Genomic DNA, 18554 nt, shown 5'->3' on the forward strand with positions numbered 1-18554 from the left:
GGGCAGCCAATCTAGAAAAGGCTGCCCTTTTTCATATCCTGTGAGAAGATGACCTAATGAGAGCGGAGGCCGGAAGCAGGCGGTCTCTCGCATGAGAGGGGCGATATGGATCCGATTTCGAAATTCATGGTCGATCACAAGATACCGATCGGCGCCTGGGGAAAGGCGTTCTTCGGTTTCCTCACCGACAATTTCGACACCGTGTTCAGGGCCTTCTCGAATGGCCTCAATTTCCTGCTCGACGGGCTGGTTGGCATCCTTTTGATGGTGCCGCCGGTGCTGCTGGCGCTGATCATCGCCATCATCGCCTGGCTGCTGCAGCGCTCGCGCCCGCTGGCCATAGGCGTCTTTCTCGGCCTGATCTTCATCATCAACCAGAACCTCTGGAAGCAGACGGTGCAGACGCTGGTGCTGGTCGTGGCCGCCGCCGCCATGGCGATGGCCATCGGCGTGCCGCTCGGCATCTGGGCCGCGCACAAGCCGAAGGTCTACCGCATCATGCTGCCGGTGCTCGACCTGATGCAAACGCTGCCGACCTTCGTCTACCTGATCCCGGTTCTGACCCTGTTCGGTCTCGGCAACGCGCCCGGCCTCATCGTCACCATCATCTTTGTCATCCCGACCGCGGTCCGGCTCACCCATCTCGGCGTCGTCTCGGTGCCGAAGTCGATCATCGAGGCCGGCGAGGCGTTCGGCGCCACCAAGCAGCAGCTGCTGTGGAAGGTCGAGCTGCCCTCGGCCTTGCCGACCATCATGGCCGGGCTGACGCAATCGATCATGCTGTCGCTGTCGATGGTGGTGTTTGCAGCACTGATCGGCGCCGGCGGCCTCGGCACTGAAATCAACCGCGCGCTCGGCTCGCGCCGCATCGATCTCGGGCTCGAGGCGGGCCTGGCGATTGTCGTACTCGCCATCGTGCTCGACCGAATGACGCGTATCGGCGTTGGAGGCAAGAAATGACCGTCGCCGTCGATTTCAAAAATGTCGATATCGTCTTCGGGTCCGACCAGGCCGGTTCGCTAGCGCTGATCGATGGCGGCGCCACGCGCGCCGAAATCCTCGAAAAGACCGGCAATGTGCTGGGTTGCGCCGGCGCCAGCCTGACCGTGCATGAGGGCGAAATCTCGGTGCTGATGGGCCTGTCCGGCTCGGGCAAGTCGACGCTGCTGCGGGCGGTCAACCGGCTCAACGTGGTGTCGCGCGGCCAGGTGCTGGTCAAGGACGGCGACAATATCGTCGATGTCGTGACCTGCGATCAGGCGACGTTGCGGCGGCTGCGCCAGAAGCAGGTGGCGATGGTGTTCCAGCAGTTCGGCCTGCTGCCTTGGCGTACGGTGGAGGAGAATGTCGGCCTCGGCCTCGAACTCGCCGGCGTGCCGGAGCAAGAGCGCAAGGAGCGCGTGCAACGCCAGCTGAAACTGGTCAATCTCGACCAGTGGTCGAAGAAATACGCGCATGAGCTGTCCGGCGGCATGCAGCAGCGCGTCGGCCTGGCCCGTGCCTTCGCCACCGAGGCGCCGATCCTGCTGATGGACGAGCCGTTCTCGGCGCTCGATCCGCTGATCCGCACCAAGCTGCAGGACGAATTGCTGCAGCTGCAGGCGGAGCTGAAGAAGACCATCATCTTCGTCAGCCATGATCTGGAAGAGGCGCTGAAGATCGGCACCCATATCACCATCATGGAAGGCGGGCGCATCGTGCAGACCGGGGCGCCGGAAGACATCGTGCTCAAGCCCGCCAATGACTATGTCCGCGACTTCATCGCCAATGTGAATCCGTTGTCGGTGCTGACCGCCTGGAACGTCATGCGCGACAGCCGCGACCTCGAGCACGGCGATAATGGCTGGGTGTGGCTCGACCGGCGCAAGACGACGCGCTTCAAGATCGACGAGCACAGGCTGGTGGCGGCGGCGGAACGCGACGGCAAACCGGCGGTATGGGTTTCATGCGCCGATGTCGAGGCGCAGCCGGAGGAGACGGCGCAAGTGTTCTGGGCCAATCCCGGGACCTCGCTGAAGACGGTGATGCTGGCCATGCACCGCTCGCAGACGGCACCCGTGGCGCTGTTCGACGACCAGTCGCGCTTTGTCGGGGCGATCGGCATACGCGACGTGCTGAGCGCGGTGTTGCGGCGCTGATCATGATGAGATTTGGTTGAAATCTCATCATGATCTAACCCTTTGTTGGAGCATGATCTTTCCAAAAACCGGTACCCACTTTTTGGGATCATGCTCTAAGCCAGACCGATGCGCGTGGCGCCGAGCTTGAACAGGGCTGTGGCATCCCGGTCGAAGCGGAAGGTGTGGATGAAGTCGTCCGCACGGTAGTCCGGAAGCGTCTTGCGGATGGCGGCGGCGAAGTTTTTCGCCTCGTCCAGCCGCCCAGCCAACGCCAGGCAGTGAGCGGCGATCGACAGGATGATGACATGGGCGTTGGGGCGGGCAGCCGCTTTCAGCGCCCATTCGGCTGCCTCGTCGAACTGGCCGAGGCGGACATGCGCCATGGCGCGTGCGCCCAGCATGCCGAACAGCATCGGGTCGAACGGCGACAGATGGCGCGAATGATCCGACGATCCGATCGCCGCGTGCGGGTCGCCCGACTGAGAATGCACGAAGGACAGCGCATAGTGGCCAAGCGCGAAGTTCGGGCTGAGGTCGACGGCTCTTTGCAGTTCGAGCACGGACGCGTCACCCTCGCCGCGCAGCCACAGCGCCCGGCCCATCGCCCAGTGCGCGGCGGGATTATGATCGTCGACCAAAAGGCTCTGGCCGGCCGCCTCAAAGGCAAGCACGCTGTCCTGGTCGCGGTCGCCCCAGCGCTGGAAGGCGCTCTGCCAGTGGGTGAAGGAGAGGCCGGCATAGGCGCGGGTGAAGGTCGGATCTTGCCTGACAGCAATGTCGAAGAAATGCCGTGCGAGGTCGTTCTCGCTGCGAGTGAAGCGATACATGTGCCAGAGGCCGCGATGGTAGGCCTCCCAGGCGTTAAGTGAATTTGGCGCTTTCAGCATGGCGCGGTTGCGCTCGACGGTCTCGATCTCGGATGAGACCGAGGCCACGATGCTGTTGCCGATATCGTCAAGCACGGCGAAAAGATCGTCGGGCTTGCGCTCGAAGGTCTCGGCCCAGACGATCCTGGCTGTGCGGACCTCGACGAGCTCGACGGTGACGATCAGGCGGCCGGTCAGGCTGCGCACCGTGCCGGTGGCGACATAGTCGACATTCAGCCTTCGGCCGGCATCTTCCGGCGCGATGTCCTTTTCCGCCAGCGCAAAGACCGAGCCCCGGGCGATGACAAAGAAGTCCCTGAGCTTGGCGAGGCGGGTGATGATGTCGTGGGTCAAGCCATCGGCCAGCCCGCCACGAACGCCGCTAGCGGCGTCTTCGGCAAATGGCATCACGGCCAGCGAAGCCCTGTGCGGCGTCGCGGCTTCTGAACCGGCAAGCATGATTGACGCCTTGTTCGGCCCGGGCGGAGCTGCCGGTTGTGCCGGCAAAATCGCGCAGGGCCGTTCGCTGCGGATGGACAGCCACGCATTGCGCACCGGGCCGAAATCCAGTTCTTCCGACTGGAACAACTCCGCCGCAGCGGCAAGATGATCTTCGCAGGCGCCGAACTGGCCGCGCCGCGCCAGCCTCACCAGGAGTGCGACATGGGCGCTGCTGTCGAACGGGGTCAATTCCAGCCATTTTTCGAGATGAGCGGAGACGTCTTCGGAATCGGCCGGGAGCGTCTTGACCAGACATTCCAGTATAGCCGCGTGGCAGGAACCGAAACGGCGGCGCTGCGCGGTCAGCCAGCTGTTGAAGAGAGGGCAGCGGTCGATCTCCAGCCCTTCGAGGAAGTCGCCGACGAACAGGTCGGAGAGCAACTGCAGTCGCGTCGGCTCGAGCGTTTCGATGCCTGCGGCAGCCGCCGCCGCGACATCCAGAACGTCGACTGAGATGCCGTCGAGATCGAGCGCGATCGTATCGCCCGATGTTTCGATCCTGCGGCGGCCCGGTTCGTCGAGCGCGGCCCGCAGCTTGCTCAGGCACCAGCGCAGCTCACCCCTGGGATCATTTGGAACATCCCACAGCAACTCGCAGAGCTTGCCACGTCCGACCGGATGGGGCGCCAGCGCCAGATAGGCCAGCAGCGCGCGCAGCTTGCGCGATGCCGGCAAGACCACCGGGACGCCGTCGCGCGCAATTGTCGGCGGCCCAAACAGGCGCACGACAACACCTTGATGGCTGCTCGCCAGGCTCGATTCCACGCCAGATACCACGCCTGCTCCCACGCTGACCTGCCGGCCCCTGCTTTACCACCGAGCACGACAAAGTGCACCCGGCTGGCAAAATTTGTGCGCCGAATGTGGTGTTTACCACACTGCCGCACGTCAAGGACCTGTAGTGCGGCAAGGTGTCGAAATCTCGCCGCTCAAACCGCCGGTGTGTAACCGGCCCGTGAGCAAGAACCAGGAGTCTACCATGTTGCATCAGCAGAAAATCAGAACCACGGCCGGCCGCGGCCGCCTGTTCGACAGCATTCTCGACACCATCGGCGACACGCCGGTCATCCGCGTCAATAATCTCGGACCGGCGCACGCCACCATCTACGTCAAGGCCGAGTTCTTCAATCCGGCTGCGTCGGTGAAGGACCGGCTGGCGCTCAACATCATCGAGGAAGGTGAACGCACCGGCGCGCTCAAGCCGGGACAGACCATCGTCGAGGCGACCAGCGGCAACACGGGCATCGGTCTTGCCATGGTCTGTGCGCAGAAGGGCTACAAGCTGGTGGTGACGATGGCCGACAGTTTCTCGGTCGAGCGCCGCAAGCTGATGCGGATGCTGGGCGCCAAGGTGGTGCTGACGCCGCGCGCCGAGAAAGGCTTCGGCATGTACAAGAAGGCGGTGGAACTGGCCGAAGCCAATGGCTGGTTCCTGGCCCGCCAGTTCGAGACCGAGGCCAACGCCGACATCCATGAAGCAACCACGGGACGCGAGATCGTCAACGATTTCGCCGGCTCGCGGCTCGACTATTTCGTCACTGGCTACGGCACCGGCGGCACCGTCGCCGGCGTGGCGCGGGTGCTGCGCCGCGAGCGGCCTGAGACTCGGATCGTGCTCACCGAACCGGTTAATGCGCAGCTTGTCGGCAGCGGCAAGCCGCAGATGCGTGGCGCCGGCGGAGCGCCGGCCGCCAGCCATCCGGCTTTCGAACCGCACCCGATCCAGGGCTGGACGCCGGATTTCATCCCGCACGTCCTGCAGGAGGCCATCGATGGCAACTTCTATGACGAGGTGATGCCGATCGCCGGGCCGGAGGGCATGAAATGGGCCAAGGCGCTGGCGCAGCAGGAAGGCATCTTCACCGGCATTTCCGGCGGTTCGGCTTTTGCCGTGGCGCGCCAGATCGCCGGCACGGCACCGGCCGGATCGGTGATCCTGTGCATGCTTCCCGATACCGGTGAACGCTACATGACCACGCCTTTGTTCGACGGCATCGAGGCCGAGATGAATGCGGAAGAGCTTGCTCTCTCGCGCTCGACGCCCGGTTGCCAGTTCCCGGCATGATGACGCGGGAGCAAATTGCATGGACGCGATGCCTGGACACTCGGCTACCAGTACCGAGGAAACGCTTGACCCCTCGGACTGGGCCGATGTGCAAAGCCTGTCGCATCGGATCGTTGACGATGCCGTCGCTTACCTGCGCGATGTCAGGCAACGGCCGGTGTGGCAGGAGATGCCTGGAGATGTGAGGGATTTCTTCACCGCCTCTCTGCCGCAATCGCCGACCCCGCTTGCCGACATCTATGGCGATGTCGTGGACAAGGTGATGCCCTATCCGATGGGCAACATCCATCCGCGCTTCTGGTCCTGGTATATGGGGTCGAGCAATTTTACCGGCGCGATCGGCGATTTCCTGGCGGCAATCCAGGGCTCCAATCTCGGCGGCGGCAACCATGCCGCCGCCCTGATGGACGGCCAGGTGGTCGACTGGTGCAAGCAGATGACCGGCATGCCGGCTTCGGCCAGCGGCACGCTGGTCAGCGGCGGTTCGATGGCCAACATCATCGGGCTGACCGTGGCGCGCAACACCAAGGCCGGCATCGACGTGCGCGAGCACGGCGTTGCCGCCATCGAAAAGCCGTTGCGTTTCTATGGCTCGGACCAGGTCCATTCCTGTCACCGCAAGGGGATGGAAGCGCTCGGCCTCGGCAACAAGGCGCTGCGGCGCATTGCCAGCGACGCCGGACTTCGCATCGACATCGAAGCTTTGCGGGCGGCGATATCGGAAGATCGCGCGGCCGGGTTCAAGCCGGCCTGCATCATCGGCAATGCCGGCACTGTCAACACCGGCGCCATCGACGATCTGCAGGCGCTGGCCAAGCTGACGCATGAGGAGGATCTCTGGTTCCATGTCGACGGCTGCATCGGCGCGCTGATCGCGATCGCGCCCGAGAATGCGCATCGCGTCGCCGGCATCGAATGGGCCGATTCCATCGCGCTCGATCCGCACAAATGGCTGCATGCGCCGTTCGAGGCAGGCTGCGCGTTGGTCAGGGATGCCTCGGCGCATCGCAAGACCTTCGCGGTGACGCCGGAATATCTGGAATCGACACCGCGCGGCCTCGCCTCCGGCCAATGGCTGCACGACTATGGCCTGCAGACGACACGTGGCTTCAAGGCACTCAAAGTGTGGATGGCGTTGCGAGAACACGGTGTCGAAAAATTCGGCCGCCTGATCGACCAGAACATTGCGCAGGGGCAGTATCTCTCAGGGCTGATCGCGGCCGAGTCAGCGCTCGAACTGACGGCGCCGACCAGCATCAACATCGTCTGCTTCCGCTATCGCGCGGATGGTCTCGATGGCGAGCGCGCGAAAGCGCTCAACACCGAGATCATGCTGAGGCTGCAGGAAGACGGAACCGCCGCCATTTCCGATACCACGGTGCAAGGCCGGCATTGCCTCAGGGTGGCGATCAACAACCACCGGACCCGGCGCGAGGATCTCGACCTTCTCGTCGCCGAAACGGTCCGCCTGGGCAACGAGATCGCTTCTGCCTGACCGGCCATGGGGTAGTTCTCAGCCGCTGGCGGCCTCCTTTAAATCGCTCTCCGTAGCGGGAAACGTCACGCCGGGAAGGTAAAATGTGATCGGCCGGATTTCGTAGACTGCCGAGGGATTCACGCGGCGCAAGTCGCGCGCAGCCGCAATCGCCGCCTCCTGCGTGGCGCAGTCGAGGACATAAAGACCCAGCAATTGTTCCTTGGTCTCGGCAAACGGCCCGTCGATGACGATGCCGTCTCCCGGACCACGCAGCGTGACGGCGTCGGCGGTCGCGCCCAGTCTTGCCGCCGGCCCGAGCTTGCCTTCGCGGGTCAATCTGGCATTGACCTCGAGCAGGTCGTGCATCAGCGCCGCATCCTGCTGCGGCGTCAGGGACTGGATGGTCTGTTCGACGTGATAGGCCAGGATGGCGTAAAACATGCGGCGATCTCCTCCTGTTCGAGCGGCCGCACTATTGCAAGGGCGGGTTGGTTGATCCACCCCCGGTGCCAGCGAGACGCTAGTCTGCTGCCTTATGCCGCCAGCGGCAGGCTGAGCTCCGTCAGCAGGCCGCCGCGAGGATGGTTGGACAGGTTGACATCGCCGCCGGCGGCACGCGCAATGTTGCGGGCAATGGTCAGGCCTAGCCCGAGACCGCCGGTCTGGCGGTTGCGCGATTGCTCCAGCCGCACGAAGGAACCGAACACCTGGTCGAGCTGCGCCTGCGGTATGCCCGGCCCCTCGTCGCGGATAACCAGCGTGACCGTGCCGTCCGACTGCCGCAAGCTGACATGGGCTTTCTTGCCGTAGGTCACGGCATTCTGGACCAGATTGTTGACGCAGCGCTTGAGCGCCACCGGCCGCGCCATGCAGATCATGCCACGCGGCCTGGCGCCGTCATGGTCGAACGTGACGTCCTCGAAACTGTCGGCGATCGATTCCACCAGCGACCAGAAATCGATCCGCTCGCTCTTCTCCTCGGTGACTTCGAAGGTGGCGAAGTCGATGACGGAGCTGGCGATGCTCTCGATGTCGGCGAGGTCGTGGGCGAGCGCCTCGCGCGCCGTCGATCTGCGCAACAGTTCCAGGCGCAGCCGCATGCGGGTCAGCGGCGTGCGCAGATCGTGGGCGAGCGCGGCGGCCAGATGTTCGCGGTCCTCGACATAGTCGCGCAGCCGGACCTGCATGGCGTTGACGGCTTTGGCCGCGGCGCGGATTTCGCGGCTGCCGGTCTCGGCGATCGGCGGGCTCTTCAGATCCGTGCCGATCCGGTTGACCGCCGTTTCCATCATCCGATAGGGCGCCGTCAGCCGGCGCAGCGACCAGATCGACATGATCACCACCAGGGCCGCGATCAGCGAATAGAGCGGCAGGCTGTCGAAGCTCAATATCGGTCCGACCGGCGTGTTGGGCTCGGTGAAATTCAGCCATTGGCCGTCGGCGAAGCGGACAGATGCCGTCAGCTTGTCGCTCTGGGCGAAGCTGGCCGCCAGCGATAACAGGTCGCGCTCCACCGCGCCGACATCCTTGGTCACGGCCACACCGCCGGGCGCGTTGGCTGCCTGGGTTGCCGGATCGCGCCGGACGCGGGCGTCGGTGATGCCGAATTTCGACAGCCGCCCGACCAGGATGTCCTCGAGTTCGGCCAGTTCGTCGTCGCCGGCGATCGACGAGGTGACCGCGGGCGTGTCCGAAACGGTGAGCGCATAGGTGGCGTTGAACAGACCGGAGGCCGTCAGCTTGCGCTGCTCCGGCGTGTCGTCATGCATCAGCTGCACCAGCGAATAGGCGCGGTCGTTAAGCCGGTAGAGATCGACCTCGTCATTGGCGACGGCGCGATCGCGCGAGACGATATAGAGCGTAGCGACCTGGCTGATCAGCAGGCCGGCAATGACGATGAGCAAAACCCAGACCGGCAGGGTTTGCGGCAGGAAACGTCTCATTCGGAGGTGGTCTCGGGCAGAAACTGGTAGCCTCCGCTGCGCACGGTCAGGATCAGTTTCGGCGTCTTGGGGTCGTCTTCCATCTTGCGCCTGAGGCGGCTGACCAAGATGTCGATGCTGCGATCGAAGGAATAGTCGCTGTCGCCGCCGGAAAGCTCGATGAGCTGGTCACGGGTGAGCACTCGCTGCGCGCTTTTAACGAAGGTCTGCAACAGGTTGAACTCCGCCATCGTCAGCTCGACCCTGACGTCGCCCGGCGCCATCAGCCGGCGGCGCGAGCAGTCCATCGTCCAGCCGGCGAAATGATAGATCTGCTTGGTGGTGGCGCGCTTCGGCTCGGCAGCACCATTGCGCCTCAAAACGGCGCGGATACGGGCCAGCAGCTCGCGCGGATCGAAGGGTTTGGGCACATAATCGTCGGCGCCCATTTCCAGGCCGACGACGCGGTCGGTGGTCTCGGTCACCGCCGTCAGCATGATGATCGGCGTCGAGTAGCTGGCGCGCAGGTCGCGGCAGAGCTCCAGCCCGCTCTTTCCTGGCAGCATCACATCAAGCACGATCAGGTCTACCTGCGTGCGGCGCAGTATGTCTTCCATCTCGACGCCGTCGGCGGCAACCGTGGTGCGCAGGCCGCGCTTCTGGAAGAATTCCTGAAGCAGGTCGCGAATGCCCTTGTCGTCGTCGACGATCAGTATGTGCGCATCGGATTTCACGGCGATCCTGTCATTGCTGGCGGCCGGTCGGCGGCTGCCTTCTGAGTCTGCTTCTGTGGCGTCACCCACACGATAGAATTCTGGCCACATGTTGGCCAGCGGCGATGATCGCCCGCAAAGCCGATTTGCCAGAAACAATTCAGAAACAAAATTCTATAGTCCGGAAAAACTCCCGAAAAAAATCAAGGGCATAAAGGGTGCCGTGGCGGTCAGGACATCGGCTGCGACGCGAAGTCTCCGGAGTAACGGACATCACCAATGCACAGGTTCACGATCAGCTTGATGGGTGCGCTGCTCAGCATTCCGCTCGTCACAGCCGCGGTCGGAGCCACAACCGCAAAGGTGACGCCGATCACAAGGAGCGAGCGCTGCATCGATCTCAATCGCCAGGTAGACGAAGCCCTTGAAACCCATGCCGCGGCAACGCAGGTCACCGCGGCGAAAGCACTGCAAAGAAAGGGAAACCGGTTCTGCGCCAACAAGAAACAGGCACAGGGTATCCGGATGCTCGCGAACGCTTTGAAGCTGCTTGGAGTGACACCGATCGACCCGGTTCAGTGACACTCGAAACTGACCCGCACAAAGAAGTAGATGAAGCCATGAAAAAGTCCATCCTCTCCGCCACCGGTCTCGCCGTCGCTCTCGCTTTCGCAATGCCGGCTCTGGGCAATGCCGCTGCCACCACGACCGCTGCTCCGGCTGCTTCCACGACCACCGCTCCGGCGACCACGACCGCCAAGCCCCCGGTGAAGAAGGTCGTCGCCAAGAAGCCCGTCAAGAAGCACAAGAAGGCGAAGAAGGTCGTCAAGACGGACGCCCCGAAGGCCTGATCCAGACAGCCAACAGGCTTGTCTGTAACAAGGCCGCTCCAGCACCCCCCCGGCTGGAGCGGCCTTGTCGTGTGAGTGCATGATTACCCGTTGATGGGTGCCGGCCACCCAGGACTTTAACCCGTTTGCAATGCCGGTCCGGTAGGATAGCCCGCATGAAGAAGCGGCTTTCATCCATTCTGCGCTCGATGGCCATCGGCGGCCTTGTGGCCTCGGCAATGGTCAGGGTGCTGATCCAGTTCACCGCCAGCCCGGTGCCCGATCCGGTGAGCGGGCGCACGGAGCCGTCGCTGTTTGCACCGGCAATCTCCAGCAGCTGGCAATACATCACACCATGGCAAAGCCTGCTGCTTACCGTGATCACCGGCGCGGCGCTGGCCTGCTTCTTCGGCTGGCTCGCGGTCGCCTGGGTCGAATACAAGGCGGCCGGATCAAGGCCGGATGCGGCATCCAGCGCACGGCAATTCCAGGCTCGTCGCGTCGCCGATCGCCAGAGCCGTTGAACCGCAGCGTACAGTTCCTAAATTTGTGAACGGCAGCACTTCCGGGAAGCCGGTTTGGCGCGCCGATCAAAATGGACGACGGCTTTCCCCCATGACAAAGTGAGAGCGACCCCTAGCGCGATACCGGTTCCCGATGCCTGAAATCAGTTCCAAACCCCGCACCAAGACGAAGCCGCGGACCGAGCGGCCGAAGCTCTATAAGGTCATCCTCATCAATGACGATTTTACGCCGCGCGAATTCGTGGTGACGGTGCTGAAGGGCGAGTTCAAGCTCAGCGAAGACCAGGCTAATCGGGTGATGATCACCGCGCACCGGCTCGGCGTTTGCGTCGTTGCCGTCTTCACCAGGGATGTCGCCGAGACCAAGGCGACACGGGCCATCTACGCGGCCAAGGCCAAGGGGTACCCGCTGCTGTTTACGACGGAGCCGGAGGAGTAGGTTGAGCGTCTTTCTCCCCGTATAGTGACGGAGAAGGGATCCTTACCTTCCCTCTCTGTACCACATCGCGCCCATGGCCAGCAGCAGCAGGCAAAGGCCGAGGAAGCCGCCGAACAGGGGTACGCGCGAGACGGCTTTGAGCACGCTGTCGTCGGTGCTGCGCAGGCCGATCCAGTCTGCGCCCGAGGCCGCACCGGAGGCGCGGACCGGGACGATGGAGGGCAGGGCGACGCTGCCGGTGAGCTGGCCAAGGGTGGAGGAGGCCGCCAGCCGGCGCACGCTGCCGCCGGTGGCCTCAGTCGGAGCCTTCAAGCGGTCCTCGGTAGAGACGACGTCGGAGAATTCCGGCGCGTTGACCGGGCCGACATGGGCGAGTGCGGTCAGGTCACCATTGCCGATCTGGTAGAGGCCGATCTCCTTGGTCTCGATGCTGCCCAGGAAAACGCCGGGTTCGGACTTCTCCAGCTTGACGATCAGCGCCTTGCCCGAAGGGGTGATCACCTGCGCCGGGCCGGGATCGTCGCTCATCGTCTGGCGGCGGATTTCCAGCATCATGCCGCGGCCGTCGGCGGTCAGCCGCTCTTCCTCGAGTTCAGGTTCCTTCATCAGCCAGTGGGCGATGCGGCGGTAAAGCTGGACATGCGGCCCGCCACCCTCGAAGCCGCGCGCCCATAGCCAGCCCTGATCGGACAGAAGCATGCCGACGCGGCCTTCGCCCTTATGATCGAGCAGAAGCAGCGGGCGGTTGTCGGCGCCCTTCATCACCACTTCGCCTTCGGGGTTCTGCACGCCGATGGTGCGGAACCAGCGGCTCCAGCGCGGCGGCTCGGTCGCCGAGCCGTCGAGGCCGCGCGTCACCGGATGACGCTGGCCGAGATCGGTGAGGCGCGGATAGAAGGCCTTGTCGATGACTTCGCCGGTCGGCATTGCCGGCAGCGACGACATTAGCGGGGTGCGGGCAATCGAGGAGTCGCCGGCATATTCCGGCCCGGCGGCGATCAGCAGCGCGCCGCCCTTTTCGACGTATTCGGAGATGTAGTCGTAATAGAGGATCGGCAGCACGTCGCGGTGCTGGTAGCGGTCGAATATGATGAGATCGAAATCCTTGATCTTCTCGACGAACAACTCGCGGGTCGGGAAGGCGATCAGCGACAGTTCGTTGATCGGCGTGCCGTCCTGCTTTTCCGGCGGCCGCAAAATGGTGAAATGGACGAGATCGACCGAGGCGTCGGATTTCAGCAGATTGCGCCACGTGCGCTCGCCGGCATGCGGTTCGCCGGAAACCAAAAGCACGCGCAAGTTCTCGCGGATGCCGTCGATCAGCGCGATGGCGCGGTTGTTGGCGTCGGTCAGTTCGCCCGGCTCGCGGTCGATGGAGAGTTCAACGATGTTCCGGCCGGCGCCGGGGATGGTCACCTGCAGCGGCATCGCCTGGCCGATGGTCGCCTCTTCGACCGCGACCTGCTCGCCATTGACCGAGACGCGGACATCGACCGGGCCGGTTTCGCCGTCGGTGGCGATGACGCGGTAGGTCATGTCGAGCGGCTTGCCGACGAGGCCGAAGCGCGGCGCGTTCTCGAAGCGGATGCGGCGGTCCTTCTCGTGCTCGTTGCCGGTGATCAGCGCGTGCAGCGGCGCATTGAAGTCGGGGGCGGCCGGTGCGTCATGCACCTCGCCATCGGTGATCATGATGGCGCCACCGATGCGCGAGGGCGGCACGTCGCGGAAGGCGCCTTCAAGCGCTGCAAAAAGCTTGGTCTCGGTGCGCTCGTCGGCGGCTTCCGACTTGCCGGCCTCGACGACGCGGACGTCGAACTGCTTGAAGCGGCCAAGGCGCTGCTGCAAACCGGCAAGCGCTTCGTCGGTCTGTTTGGTCCGGTCACCGATATCCTGGCTCTGGCTGCGGTCGACGATGACGGCAACGACGCTCTTCAGCGCCTCGCGCTCCTCATCGAGGAAGACCGGATTGAGGAGTGCTGCGCCCAGCGCAATCAGCGCCGCGAAGCGGAAGATCGCGCCGCGCTGGCGAAACCACAAGCCGACAGCCGCCAGCACCAGCAGCGGTGCGAGCACCAAAGCCAGCAAGGGCCAGGACAGCAGCGGTTCGAAGGAAATCGACCAGTTCATCGTTTACCCTCCCCCTTGTGGGGAGGGTCGATCCGCGTAGCGGAGCGGGGTGGGGGTAGGCGACAGAGCGCTAGCGCTGCACCCCCACCCCGGCTCACTGTCTTCGCTTCGCTGCGGCAGCGAGCCGACCCTCCCCACAAGGAGGAGGGTGAGGCTGCGCCGCCGGCGCCAGACAGGATCGAGACGAAATTAGCCAATACCGCCATTCTACTGCCCCAGCCGTTCGAGCAGGATCGGCACGTGCACCTGGTCGGATTTGTAGTTGCCGGTCAGCATGTACATCATGATGTTGACGCCGGCGCGCAGCGCATAGATGCGCTGCATCGGATCCGATGGCACGGTCGGCAAAAGCGGGTCACCATTCTCGTCGACGGCCCAGGCGCCGGCAAAATCATTGGCGGTGATCAGGATCGGCGAGACGCCGTCGCCGACGCGTACCGGCCGATTCTCGGCATTGCTGGCCTCCAGCGAGGCTTCCACCCAGAGCGGGCTGCCGGAGAAGCGGCCGGGAAATTCGGGCAGGATGAAGAAGGATTTGGTCAGCACATGGTCGGCGGGCACCGGCTCCAGCGGCGGCACGTTGAGATTGCCGAGAATGTCGCGCAACCGTTCCGTCGCCGGGCTCGCCGAATCCGCACCGATGCCGTTGGCGAACTGGTCGCGCGTGTCGAACAGCACCGTGCCGCCCTGCTGCATATAGGCGTCGATGCGGGCGATCGCGGCTTGGCTCGGCATCGGCGCGGAAGGATCGATCGGCCAGTAGATCAGCGGATAGAAGGAAAGCTCGTCCTTCGAGATATCGACGCCCGCCGGCGCGCCCGGCTCGAGCGCGGTCTTCTCGATCAGGAAGCGGGTCAGGCCTTCGAGCCCGGCGCGGCTGATCGAATCGTCACCGGGCACACCGGTCAGCACATAGGCGATGCGGGTCTTGGCAATATCCTCGATAGCCGCGGCATCGCCGGGCTTGGCATCGTCGGCGCGGGCGAGGTCGGCATGGCCAAACAGCATGCCGAGGCCAAGCAGCAGCGCAGCCGTCGTTGCTGCGGCCGATCGGGCGCGGCGCGGTCGGCGCGACATCAGCCCGCCCATCCAGAACACCGCCAGCGTGTCGAGCAGCATAAGCACAAGTGCCGCTGTGACCAGCGATCCCTTGAGGTCGCGCGATTCATCGAAAGCGTACTGGATATTGGTCACCGGCACTGTGAATTGCGGGCGCACCAGCGGCGCGAAGGCGGTGGCCGGGTCGAGCAGATTGTGGGCGAAAACGCCGGTTTCCGAGCCATAGAGGCCGGGCGGGTTCTCGAACGTCACCGGCAGCGAGCCGGCGCCGGGGACCAGCGGTCGTGCGTCCGGCGTCGGCGGCACCAAAGTGCCGTCGGCGGCTATCATGCGATAAGGCGCCAGCGACGTAGCAGCGGCTTCGGCGTTGGCGACCGCCGCACCCTGGTTGCGCGACAGCTGCACGATGCGCCGCAGCATCTCGACGAAGCTGCCGGAGATCGGCAGCGTCGACCATGTCGCTTCCGGGGTGATGTGGAACAGAACCAGCGTGCCCTTGCCCTTCTTCAACCCGGTCACCAGCGGGGTGCCATCGGCAAGGGTTGCCCAGGTGCGTTCGACGATGTCCGGGGTCGGTTCGGCCAACACCTGCCGGCTCACCGTGACCTCGGCCGGCGGTGCGAGGTCGGCGAACGGGCCGTTCTTCGGGAATTCGGTCACCGCTTGCGGCGTTGTCCATGACAGCGCGCCGCCAAGCGAGCGCTCGCCGGTGCGCAGCCTGACCGGCAACAGATCATCGTCATTGCCGGCGGCGGCCAGCCGCGAACCGGCAAAGCGCACCAGCGTGCCGCCATTGTCGACCCAGTCGACCAGCCGCTGATGGACCTGCGGCGGAATGGTACCGATATCGGCCATGACGATCATCGCCGGTTTCTGGTCGAGAAGCTGCGGGATGGCGTCGGCGAGATCGACGCTCGACGGTTCGACCAGATCGGCGAAAGGCTGCAGCGCGCGCCTGATGTAATAGAGCGGCGACAGAAGCGGCTGCGCCTGGTCGGCCTCGGCCTGCGATAAAAGTCCGACGCGGCGGCGCTTGGAGCTTTCGTCGAGCACGCGCACCGCACCTGCCTGGCGTTCGCCGTCGAGCGCGATCGAGGCGAAGTCGTTGCGCAGTTCGAACGGCACCGCCATCGTGCCGGTGGCGGTGGTCTCACCCGGCGCGAAGGTCAGCGTCGCGTCGGCGATGCGGCGGCCCTTGTCGTCGAAGGCGCCGGCTGTGACTTGTGCCGGCGCCGGATCGCCGGGCGCGCGAATGGCGGTCAGGGCGAAGCCGTCGACCTCGTTCTCGGCGCCGGTGAGCCCAGTCAGCGCCAGCCGGTCGGAATTGGCCCAGACGACACGGGCGGCATTTTTCGACAGCAGTGTGTTGAAGGCGGCCTCGTCGCCCTTTGCCGCAAGGCCGTCGGCGAGAACGGCAACGCTGGCGCCGGGCAAGGCTTCCAGCACGCCGGCGACGCGGACATAGACAGCGGGTCGGTCGGTCGGGATCGGCCTCGGCTTGGCGGCGCGCAGCCGGTCGAGGGCAGCCGCCGCATCGAAGGGGCCGATCTCGGCGTTCGGCTTTTCGGCCGTGAAGGCGATGACGACCGGTACGCCGTTCGAACCGGCATCGGCGATCAGCCGCTGGGCGGTGGCGACGCGCTTGCCCCAGTCGGCGGCACTCGCCCAGTCATTGTCGATGACGAGCGCCAGGGCGGCGCCCTCGGCCGGCAATTTTTCGCGCGGATTGAAAACGGGTTCGGCTAATGCCGCGACGACAAGGGCTGCCATCAACAGCCGCAGCAGCGTCAGCCACCACGGGCTCTGCTGCGGCGTTTCCTCGCGCTTCAGCACGCGAGCGAGGATCTTCAGCGGCGGAAACATTTCGGACTGCGGCTTGGGCGGTGTGAGCCTGAGCAGCCACCAGATCACCGGCAGCGCCAGCAGGCCCCACAACACCATGGGAGCGCCAAAGGAGAGCGGCAGCCAGCTCATGCGCCGGCCCTTCCCACGAATGCGCCATCGGCGGTCATCGCCATGTGGATGCGCACCAGCGCCTCGGAAGCGAGACGGTCGGTGTGGTTGACGGTATAGCTCCAGCCGAGGCGCTTGCACCAGCTGGCCAGCTCCTGGCGGCGGGCGGTGTAGAGCAGGCGATATTCGTCGCCGAGCATTTCGGCGCGGCCGGCGGTCAGCTTGTCGCCGGTCTCGGGATCGGTGAATTCGGTGCGGCCGGCATAGGGAAAGGTCTCCTCCGCCGGATCGGCAACCTCGATCAGATGCGCACGCACGCCATGCCGCGCCAGCACATCGAGCCATTCCATGGTCTCCTCGACCGGGTCGAGGAAATCGCTCACGACGACGATGTCGCAGAAGCGGCGGATGGCGGACAGGTCAGGCTTTGCTGGCAGGTCCGCGGCGTGCATCAATTGCGCTGCGATGCGCTCGGCGCCGTTGCGGGCGGTGAACGGATCTGTCAGGCCAGGCCATGCGATGCGCTCGCCGCTGCGAGATAGTAATTCGGCCATGGCCAGTGCCAGCACCAGCGCGCGCGATTCCTTGGAAACGCTGGCGCCAGTCGATTTGTAGAGCATGGAGGGCGAGGGGTCGGCCCAAAGCCACACCGTGTGGGCTGCTTCCCATTCGCGGTCGCGCACATAGGTGTGGTCGTCCCGGGCCGAACGGCGCCAGTCGATGCGCGAGGAATCGCCTTCGACATAGGGGCGGAACTGCCAGAAATTCTCGCCGATGCCGCGCTTGCGGCGGCCATGCCAGCCGGCAATTACCGTATTGACGATACGGCGTGCCTCGACCAGCAGGTCCGGCACCAGCGAAGCCCGCAACCGGCCCCTGGCGAGCGCGTCGCGCGTCGCTGCCGGTGCCTGGACTTCGCCGATACGCGCCATCAGATTCCTTTGGCCAGTTTCGCTACCACGTCGCGCACGGTCGTGCCCTCGGCGCGGGCGGCAAAGGTCAGCGCCATGCGGTGCTGCAGCACCGGTTCGGCCAGCGCGCGGATGTCGTCCACCGACGGCGCCAGCCGCCCGTCATAAAGCGCGCGCGCACGGGCGCACAGCGTCAGCGCCTGGCTGGCGCGCGGGCCGGGACCCCAGGCGACATGCTTGTCGGTCTCGGCATTGCCCTGGCCGGGACGCGCCGAACGCACCAGTTTGAGGATGGCGTCGACGACGGTTTCGGGCACCGGCATACGGCGGATCAGCGTCTGGATTTCCCTCAGCCGCGCCGGCTGCAGCACGTTTTGCGCCTTGGCGTCCTCGATGCCGGTGGTTTCGAGCAGGATGCGCCGCTCGGCCTCGATTTCGGGATAAAGGATGTCGACCTGCATCAGGAAGCGGTCGAGCTGCGCTTCGGGCAGGGGATAGGTGCCTTCCTGCTCCAGCGGGTTTTGCGTCGCCAGTACATGGAAGGGCGCGGGCAGGTCGTGGCGAATGCCGGCGATGGTGACGTGATATTCCTGCATCGCCTGCAGCAGCGCCGACTGGGTGCGCGGCGAGGCGCGGTTGATCTCGTCGGCCATCAGCAATTGCGCGAAGATCGGGCCGGAGATGAAGCGGAAGGAGCGCTTGCCGGCCTCGTCCTGTTCCATCACCTCTGAGCCGAGAATGTCCGACGGCATCAGGTCGGGTGTGAACTGGATGCGGCGCGAATCGAGGCCGAGCACGACACCGAGCGTTTCGACCAGCTTGGTCTTGGCAAGGCCGGGCACGCCGACCAGCAGCGCATGGCCGCCGGCAAGCAGCGCCACCAGCGTGCGCTCGACCACCACTTCCTGGCCGAAAATGACGCGGCCGACGCCGTCGCGCACCCTGGAAATATCGGCCAGCGCCGTCTCGGCCTGGGCGATCATGTCCTTTTCGCTGATTGGGCTTTCCTTTACCATTACGCTCATGCCGCATCGATCCTTGTGCTGG

At 64.8% G+C, this 18554-nt stretch carries 16 protein-coding genes; 8 read left to right on the plus strand and 8 right to left on the minus strand.

Translation table 11 applies throughout. The annotated features are described in order from the left end of the window. Positions 1–105 precede the first annotated feature (105 nt). Entirely contained in the window at positions 106–960 is an 855-nt protein-coding gene (choW, locus tag NLY42_RS14435) for a choline ABC transporter permease subunit (RefSeq protein WP_023669995.1), read from the plus strand. Continuing rightward, complete coding sequence (choV, locus tag NLY42_RS14440; RefSeq protein WP_023754943.1) at positions 957–2138, plus strand: choline ABC transporter ATP-binding protein; 1182 nt, start codon at positions 957–959, stop codon at positions 2136–2138. The genes choW and choV overlap by 4 nt, the downstream gene beginning before the upstream one ends. 95 nt (positions 2139–2233) lie before the next feature. On the opposite strand, the gene NLY42_RS14445 is transcribed toward choV, so the two are convergent. Beyond that, positions 2234–4264, minus strand: a complete 2031-nt coding sequence (locus tag NLY42_RS14445; RefSeq protein WP_050591120.1) for a transcriptional regulator — start codon at positions 4262–4264, stop codon at positions 2234–2236. Positions 4265–4466: 202 nt separating this feature from the next. On the opposite strand from NLY42_RS14445, the gene NLY42_RS14450 reads away from it, so the two are divergent. After that, complete coding sequence (locus NLY42_RS14450; protein WP_023754941.1) at positions 4467–5552, plus strand: PLP-dependent cysteine synthase family protein; 1086 nt, start codon at positions 4467–4469, stop codon at positions 5550–5552. A gap of 19 nt (positions 5553–5571) precedes the next feature. Beyond that, positions 5572–7047, plus strand: a complete 1476-nt coding sequence (locus NLY42_RS14455) for a pyridoxal phosphate-dependent decarboxylase family protein (RefSeq protein WP_023754940.1) — start codon at positions 5572–5574, stop codon at positions 7045–7047. An 18-nt stretch (positions 7048–7065) separates the two neighbouring features. Here the strand turns inward: NLY42_RS14455 and NLY42_RS14460 are convergent, their stop codons facing one another. From NLY42_RS14460 to NLY42_RS14470, 3 genes are all read right to left on the minus strand, one after another. Next, positions 7066–7470, minus strand: coding sequence for a YciI family protein (locus NLY42_RS14460; protein WP_023754939.1), 405 nt, complete (start codon positions 7468–7470; stop codon positions 7066–7068). A gap of 92 nt (positions 7471–7562) precedes the next feature. Beyond that, a complete protein-coding gene (locus NLY42_RS14465) occupies positions 7563–8972 on the minus strand; it encodes an ATP-binding protein (RefSeq protein WP_023670001.1) in 1410 nt (469 codons plus the stop codon). Next, on the minus strand, positions 8969–9685 hold the full coding sequence (locus tag NLY42_RS14470; protein WP_023670002.1) for a response regulator: 717 nt from the start codon (positions 9683–9685) through the stop codon (positions 8969–8971). Before NLY42_RS14470 ends, NLY42_RS14465 begins: the two co-directional genes overlap by 4 nt. A gap of 258 nt (positions 9686–9943) precedes the next feature. Between NLY42_RS14470 and NLY42_RS14475 the strand changes: the two genes are divergently transcribed. From NLY42_RS14475 to clpS, 4 genes are all read left to right on the plus strand, one after another. Next, positions 9944–10246 (plus strand): hypothetical protein, encoded by a 303-nt coding sequence (locus tag NLY42_RS14475; RefSeq protein ID WP_023683677.1) that lies wholly within the window; start codon positions 9944–9946, stop codon positions 10244–10246. A 38-nt stretch (positions 10247–10284) separates the two neighbouring features. Then, positions 10285–10515, plus strand: coding sequence for a hypothetical protein (locus NLY42_RS14480; RefSeq protein WP_023670004.1), 231 nt, complete (start codon positions 10285–10287; stop codon positions 10513–10515). A 155-nt stretch (positions 10516–10670) separates the two neighbouring features. Next, on the plus strand, positions 10671–11018 hold the full coding sequence (locus NLY42_RS14485) for a hypothetical protein (RefSeq protein WP_023670005.1): 348 nt from the start codon (positions 10671–10673) through the stop codon (positions 11016–11018). A 133-nt stretch (positions 11019–11151) separates the two neighbouring features. Next, a complete protein-coding gene (gene clpS / locus NLY42_RS14490; protein ID WP_023754938.1) occupies positions 11152–11457 on the plus strand; it encodes an ATP-dependent Clp protease adapter ClpS in 306 nt (101 codons plus the stop codon). Between the two features lie 42 nt (positions 11458–11499). Here clpS and NLY42_RS14495 read toward each other — a convergent pair whose 3' ends face one another. The 4 genes from NLY42_RS14495 to NLY42_RS14510 all read right to left on the minus strand — a co-directional run bounded on the left by NLY42_RS14495 (position 11500) and on the right by NLY42_RS14510 (position 18532). Continuing rightward, the gene (locus NLY42_RS14495) at positions 11500–13584 is read right to left on the minus strand and encodes a membrane protein (protein ID WP_023754937.1); all 2085 of its coding nucleotides are present in this window, start codon (positions 13582–13584) and stop codon (positions 11500–11502) included. Positions 13585–13791: 207 nt separating this feature from the next. Next, a complete protein-coding gene (locus tag NLY42_RS14500) occupies positions 13792–16617 on the minus strand; it encodes a DUF4159 domain-containing protein (protein WP_023754587.1) in 2826 nt (941 codons plus the stop codon). Then, positions 16614–17528: a DUF58 domain-containing protein gene (locus tag NLY42_RS14505; protein ID WP_023695816.1), complete on the minus strand. Its 915-nt coding sequence runs from the start codon at positions 17526–17528 to the stop codon at positions 16614–16616. Before NLY42_RS14505 ends, NLY42_RS14500 begins: the two co-directional genes overlap by 4 nt. Further along, on the minus strand, positions 17528–18532 hold the full coding sequence (locus tag NLY42_RS14510; protein ID WP_023754586.1) for an AAA family ATPase: 1005 nt from the start codon (positions 18530–18532) through the stop codon (positions 17528–17530). Before NLY42_RS14510 ends, NLY42_RS14505 begins: the two co-directional genes overlap by 1 nt. Positions 18533–18554: the final 22 nt, after the last annotated feature.

The organism is Mesorhizobium sp. C372A, from assembly GCF_030323245.1.
GTDB lineage: Bacteria > Pseudomonadota > Alphaproteobacteria > Rhizobiales > Rhizobiaceae > Mesorhizobium.

Bases quoted from the DNA above. Each gene is read 5' to 3' on its own strand.
- choV (WP_023754943.1), top strand. From the start codon at position 957: ATGACCGTCGCCGTCGATTTCAAAAATGTCGATATCGTCTTCGGGTCC.
- NLY42_RS14460 (WP_023754939.1), bottom strand. From the start codon at position 7,470: ATGTTTTACGCCATCCTGGCCTATCACGTCGAACAGACCATCCAGTCC.
- NLY42_RS14475 (WP_023683677.1), top strand. From the start codon at position 9,944: ATGCACAGGTTCACGATCAGCTTGATGGGTGCGCTGCTCAGCATTCCG.
- NLY42_RS14500 (WP_023754587.1), bottom strand. From the start codon at position 16,617: ATGAGCTGGCTGCCGCTCTCCTTTGGCGCTCCCATGGTGTTGTGGGGC.
- NLY42_RS14480 (WP_023670004.1), top strand. From the start codon at position 10,285: ATGAAAAAGTCCATCCTCTCCGCCACCGGTCTCGCCGTCGCTCTCGCT.
- NLY42_RS14495 (WP_023754937.1), bottom strand. From the start codon at position 13,584: ATGAACTGGTCGATTTCCTTCGAACCGCTGCTGTCCTGGCCCTTGCTG.
- NLY42_RS14505 (WP_023695816.1), bottom strand. From the start codon at position 17,528: ATGGCGCGTATCGGCGAAGTCCAGGCACCGGCAGCGACGCGCGACGCG.
- clpS (WP_023754938.1), top strand. From the start codon at position 11,152: ATGCCTGAAATCAGTTCCAAACCCCGCACCAAGACGAAGCCGCGGACC.
- choW (WP_023669995.1), top strand. From the start codon at position 106: ATGGATCCGATTTCGAAATTCATGGTCGATCACAAGATACCGATCGGC.
- NLY42_RS14465 (WP_023670001.1), bottom strand. From the start codon at position 8,972: ATGAGACGTTTCCTGCCGCAAACCCTGCCGGTCTGGGTTTTGCTCATC.
- NLY42_RS14455 (WP_023754940.1), top strand. From the start codon at position 5,572: ATGGACGCGATGCCTGGACACTCGGCTACCAGTACCGAGGAAACGCTT.
- NLY42_RS14510 (WP_023754586.1), bottom strand. From the start codon at position 18,532: ATGAGCGTAATGGTAAAGGAAAGCCCAATCAGCGAAAAGGACATGATC.
- NLY42_RS14485 (WP_023670005.1), top strand. From the start codon at position 10,671: ATGAAGAAGCGGCTTTCATCCATTCTGCGCTCGATGGCCATCGGCGGC.
- NLY42_RS14450 (WP_023754941.1), top strand. From the start codon at position 4,467: ATGTTGCATCAGCAGAAAATCAGAACCACGGCCGGCCGCGGCCGCCTG.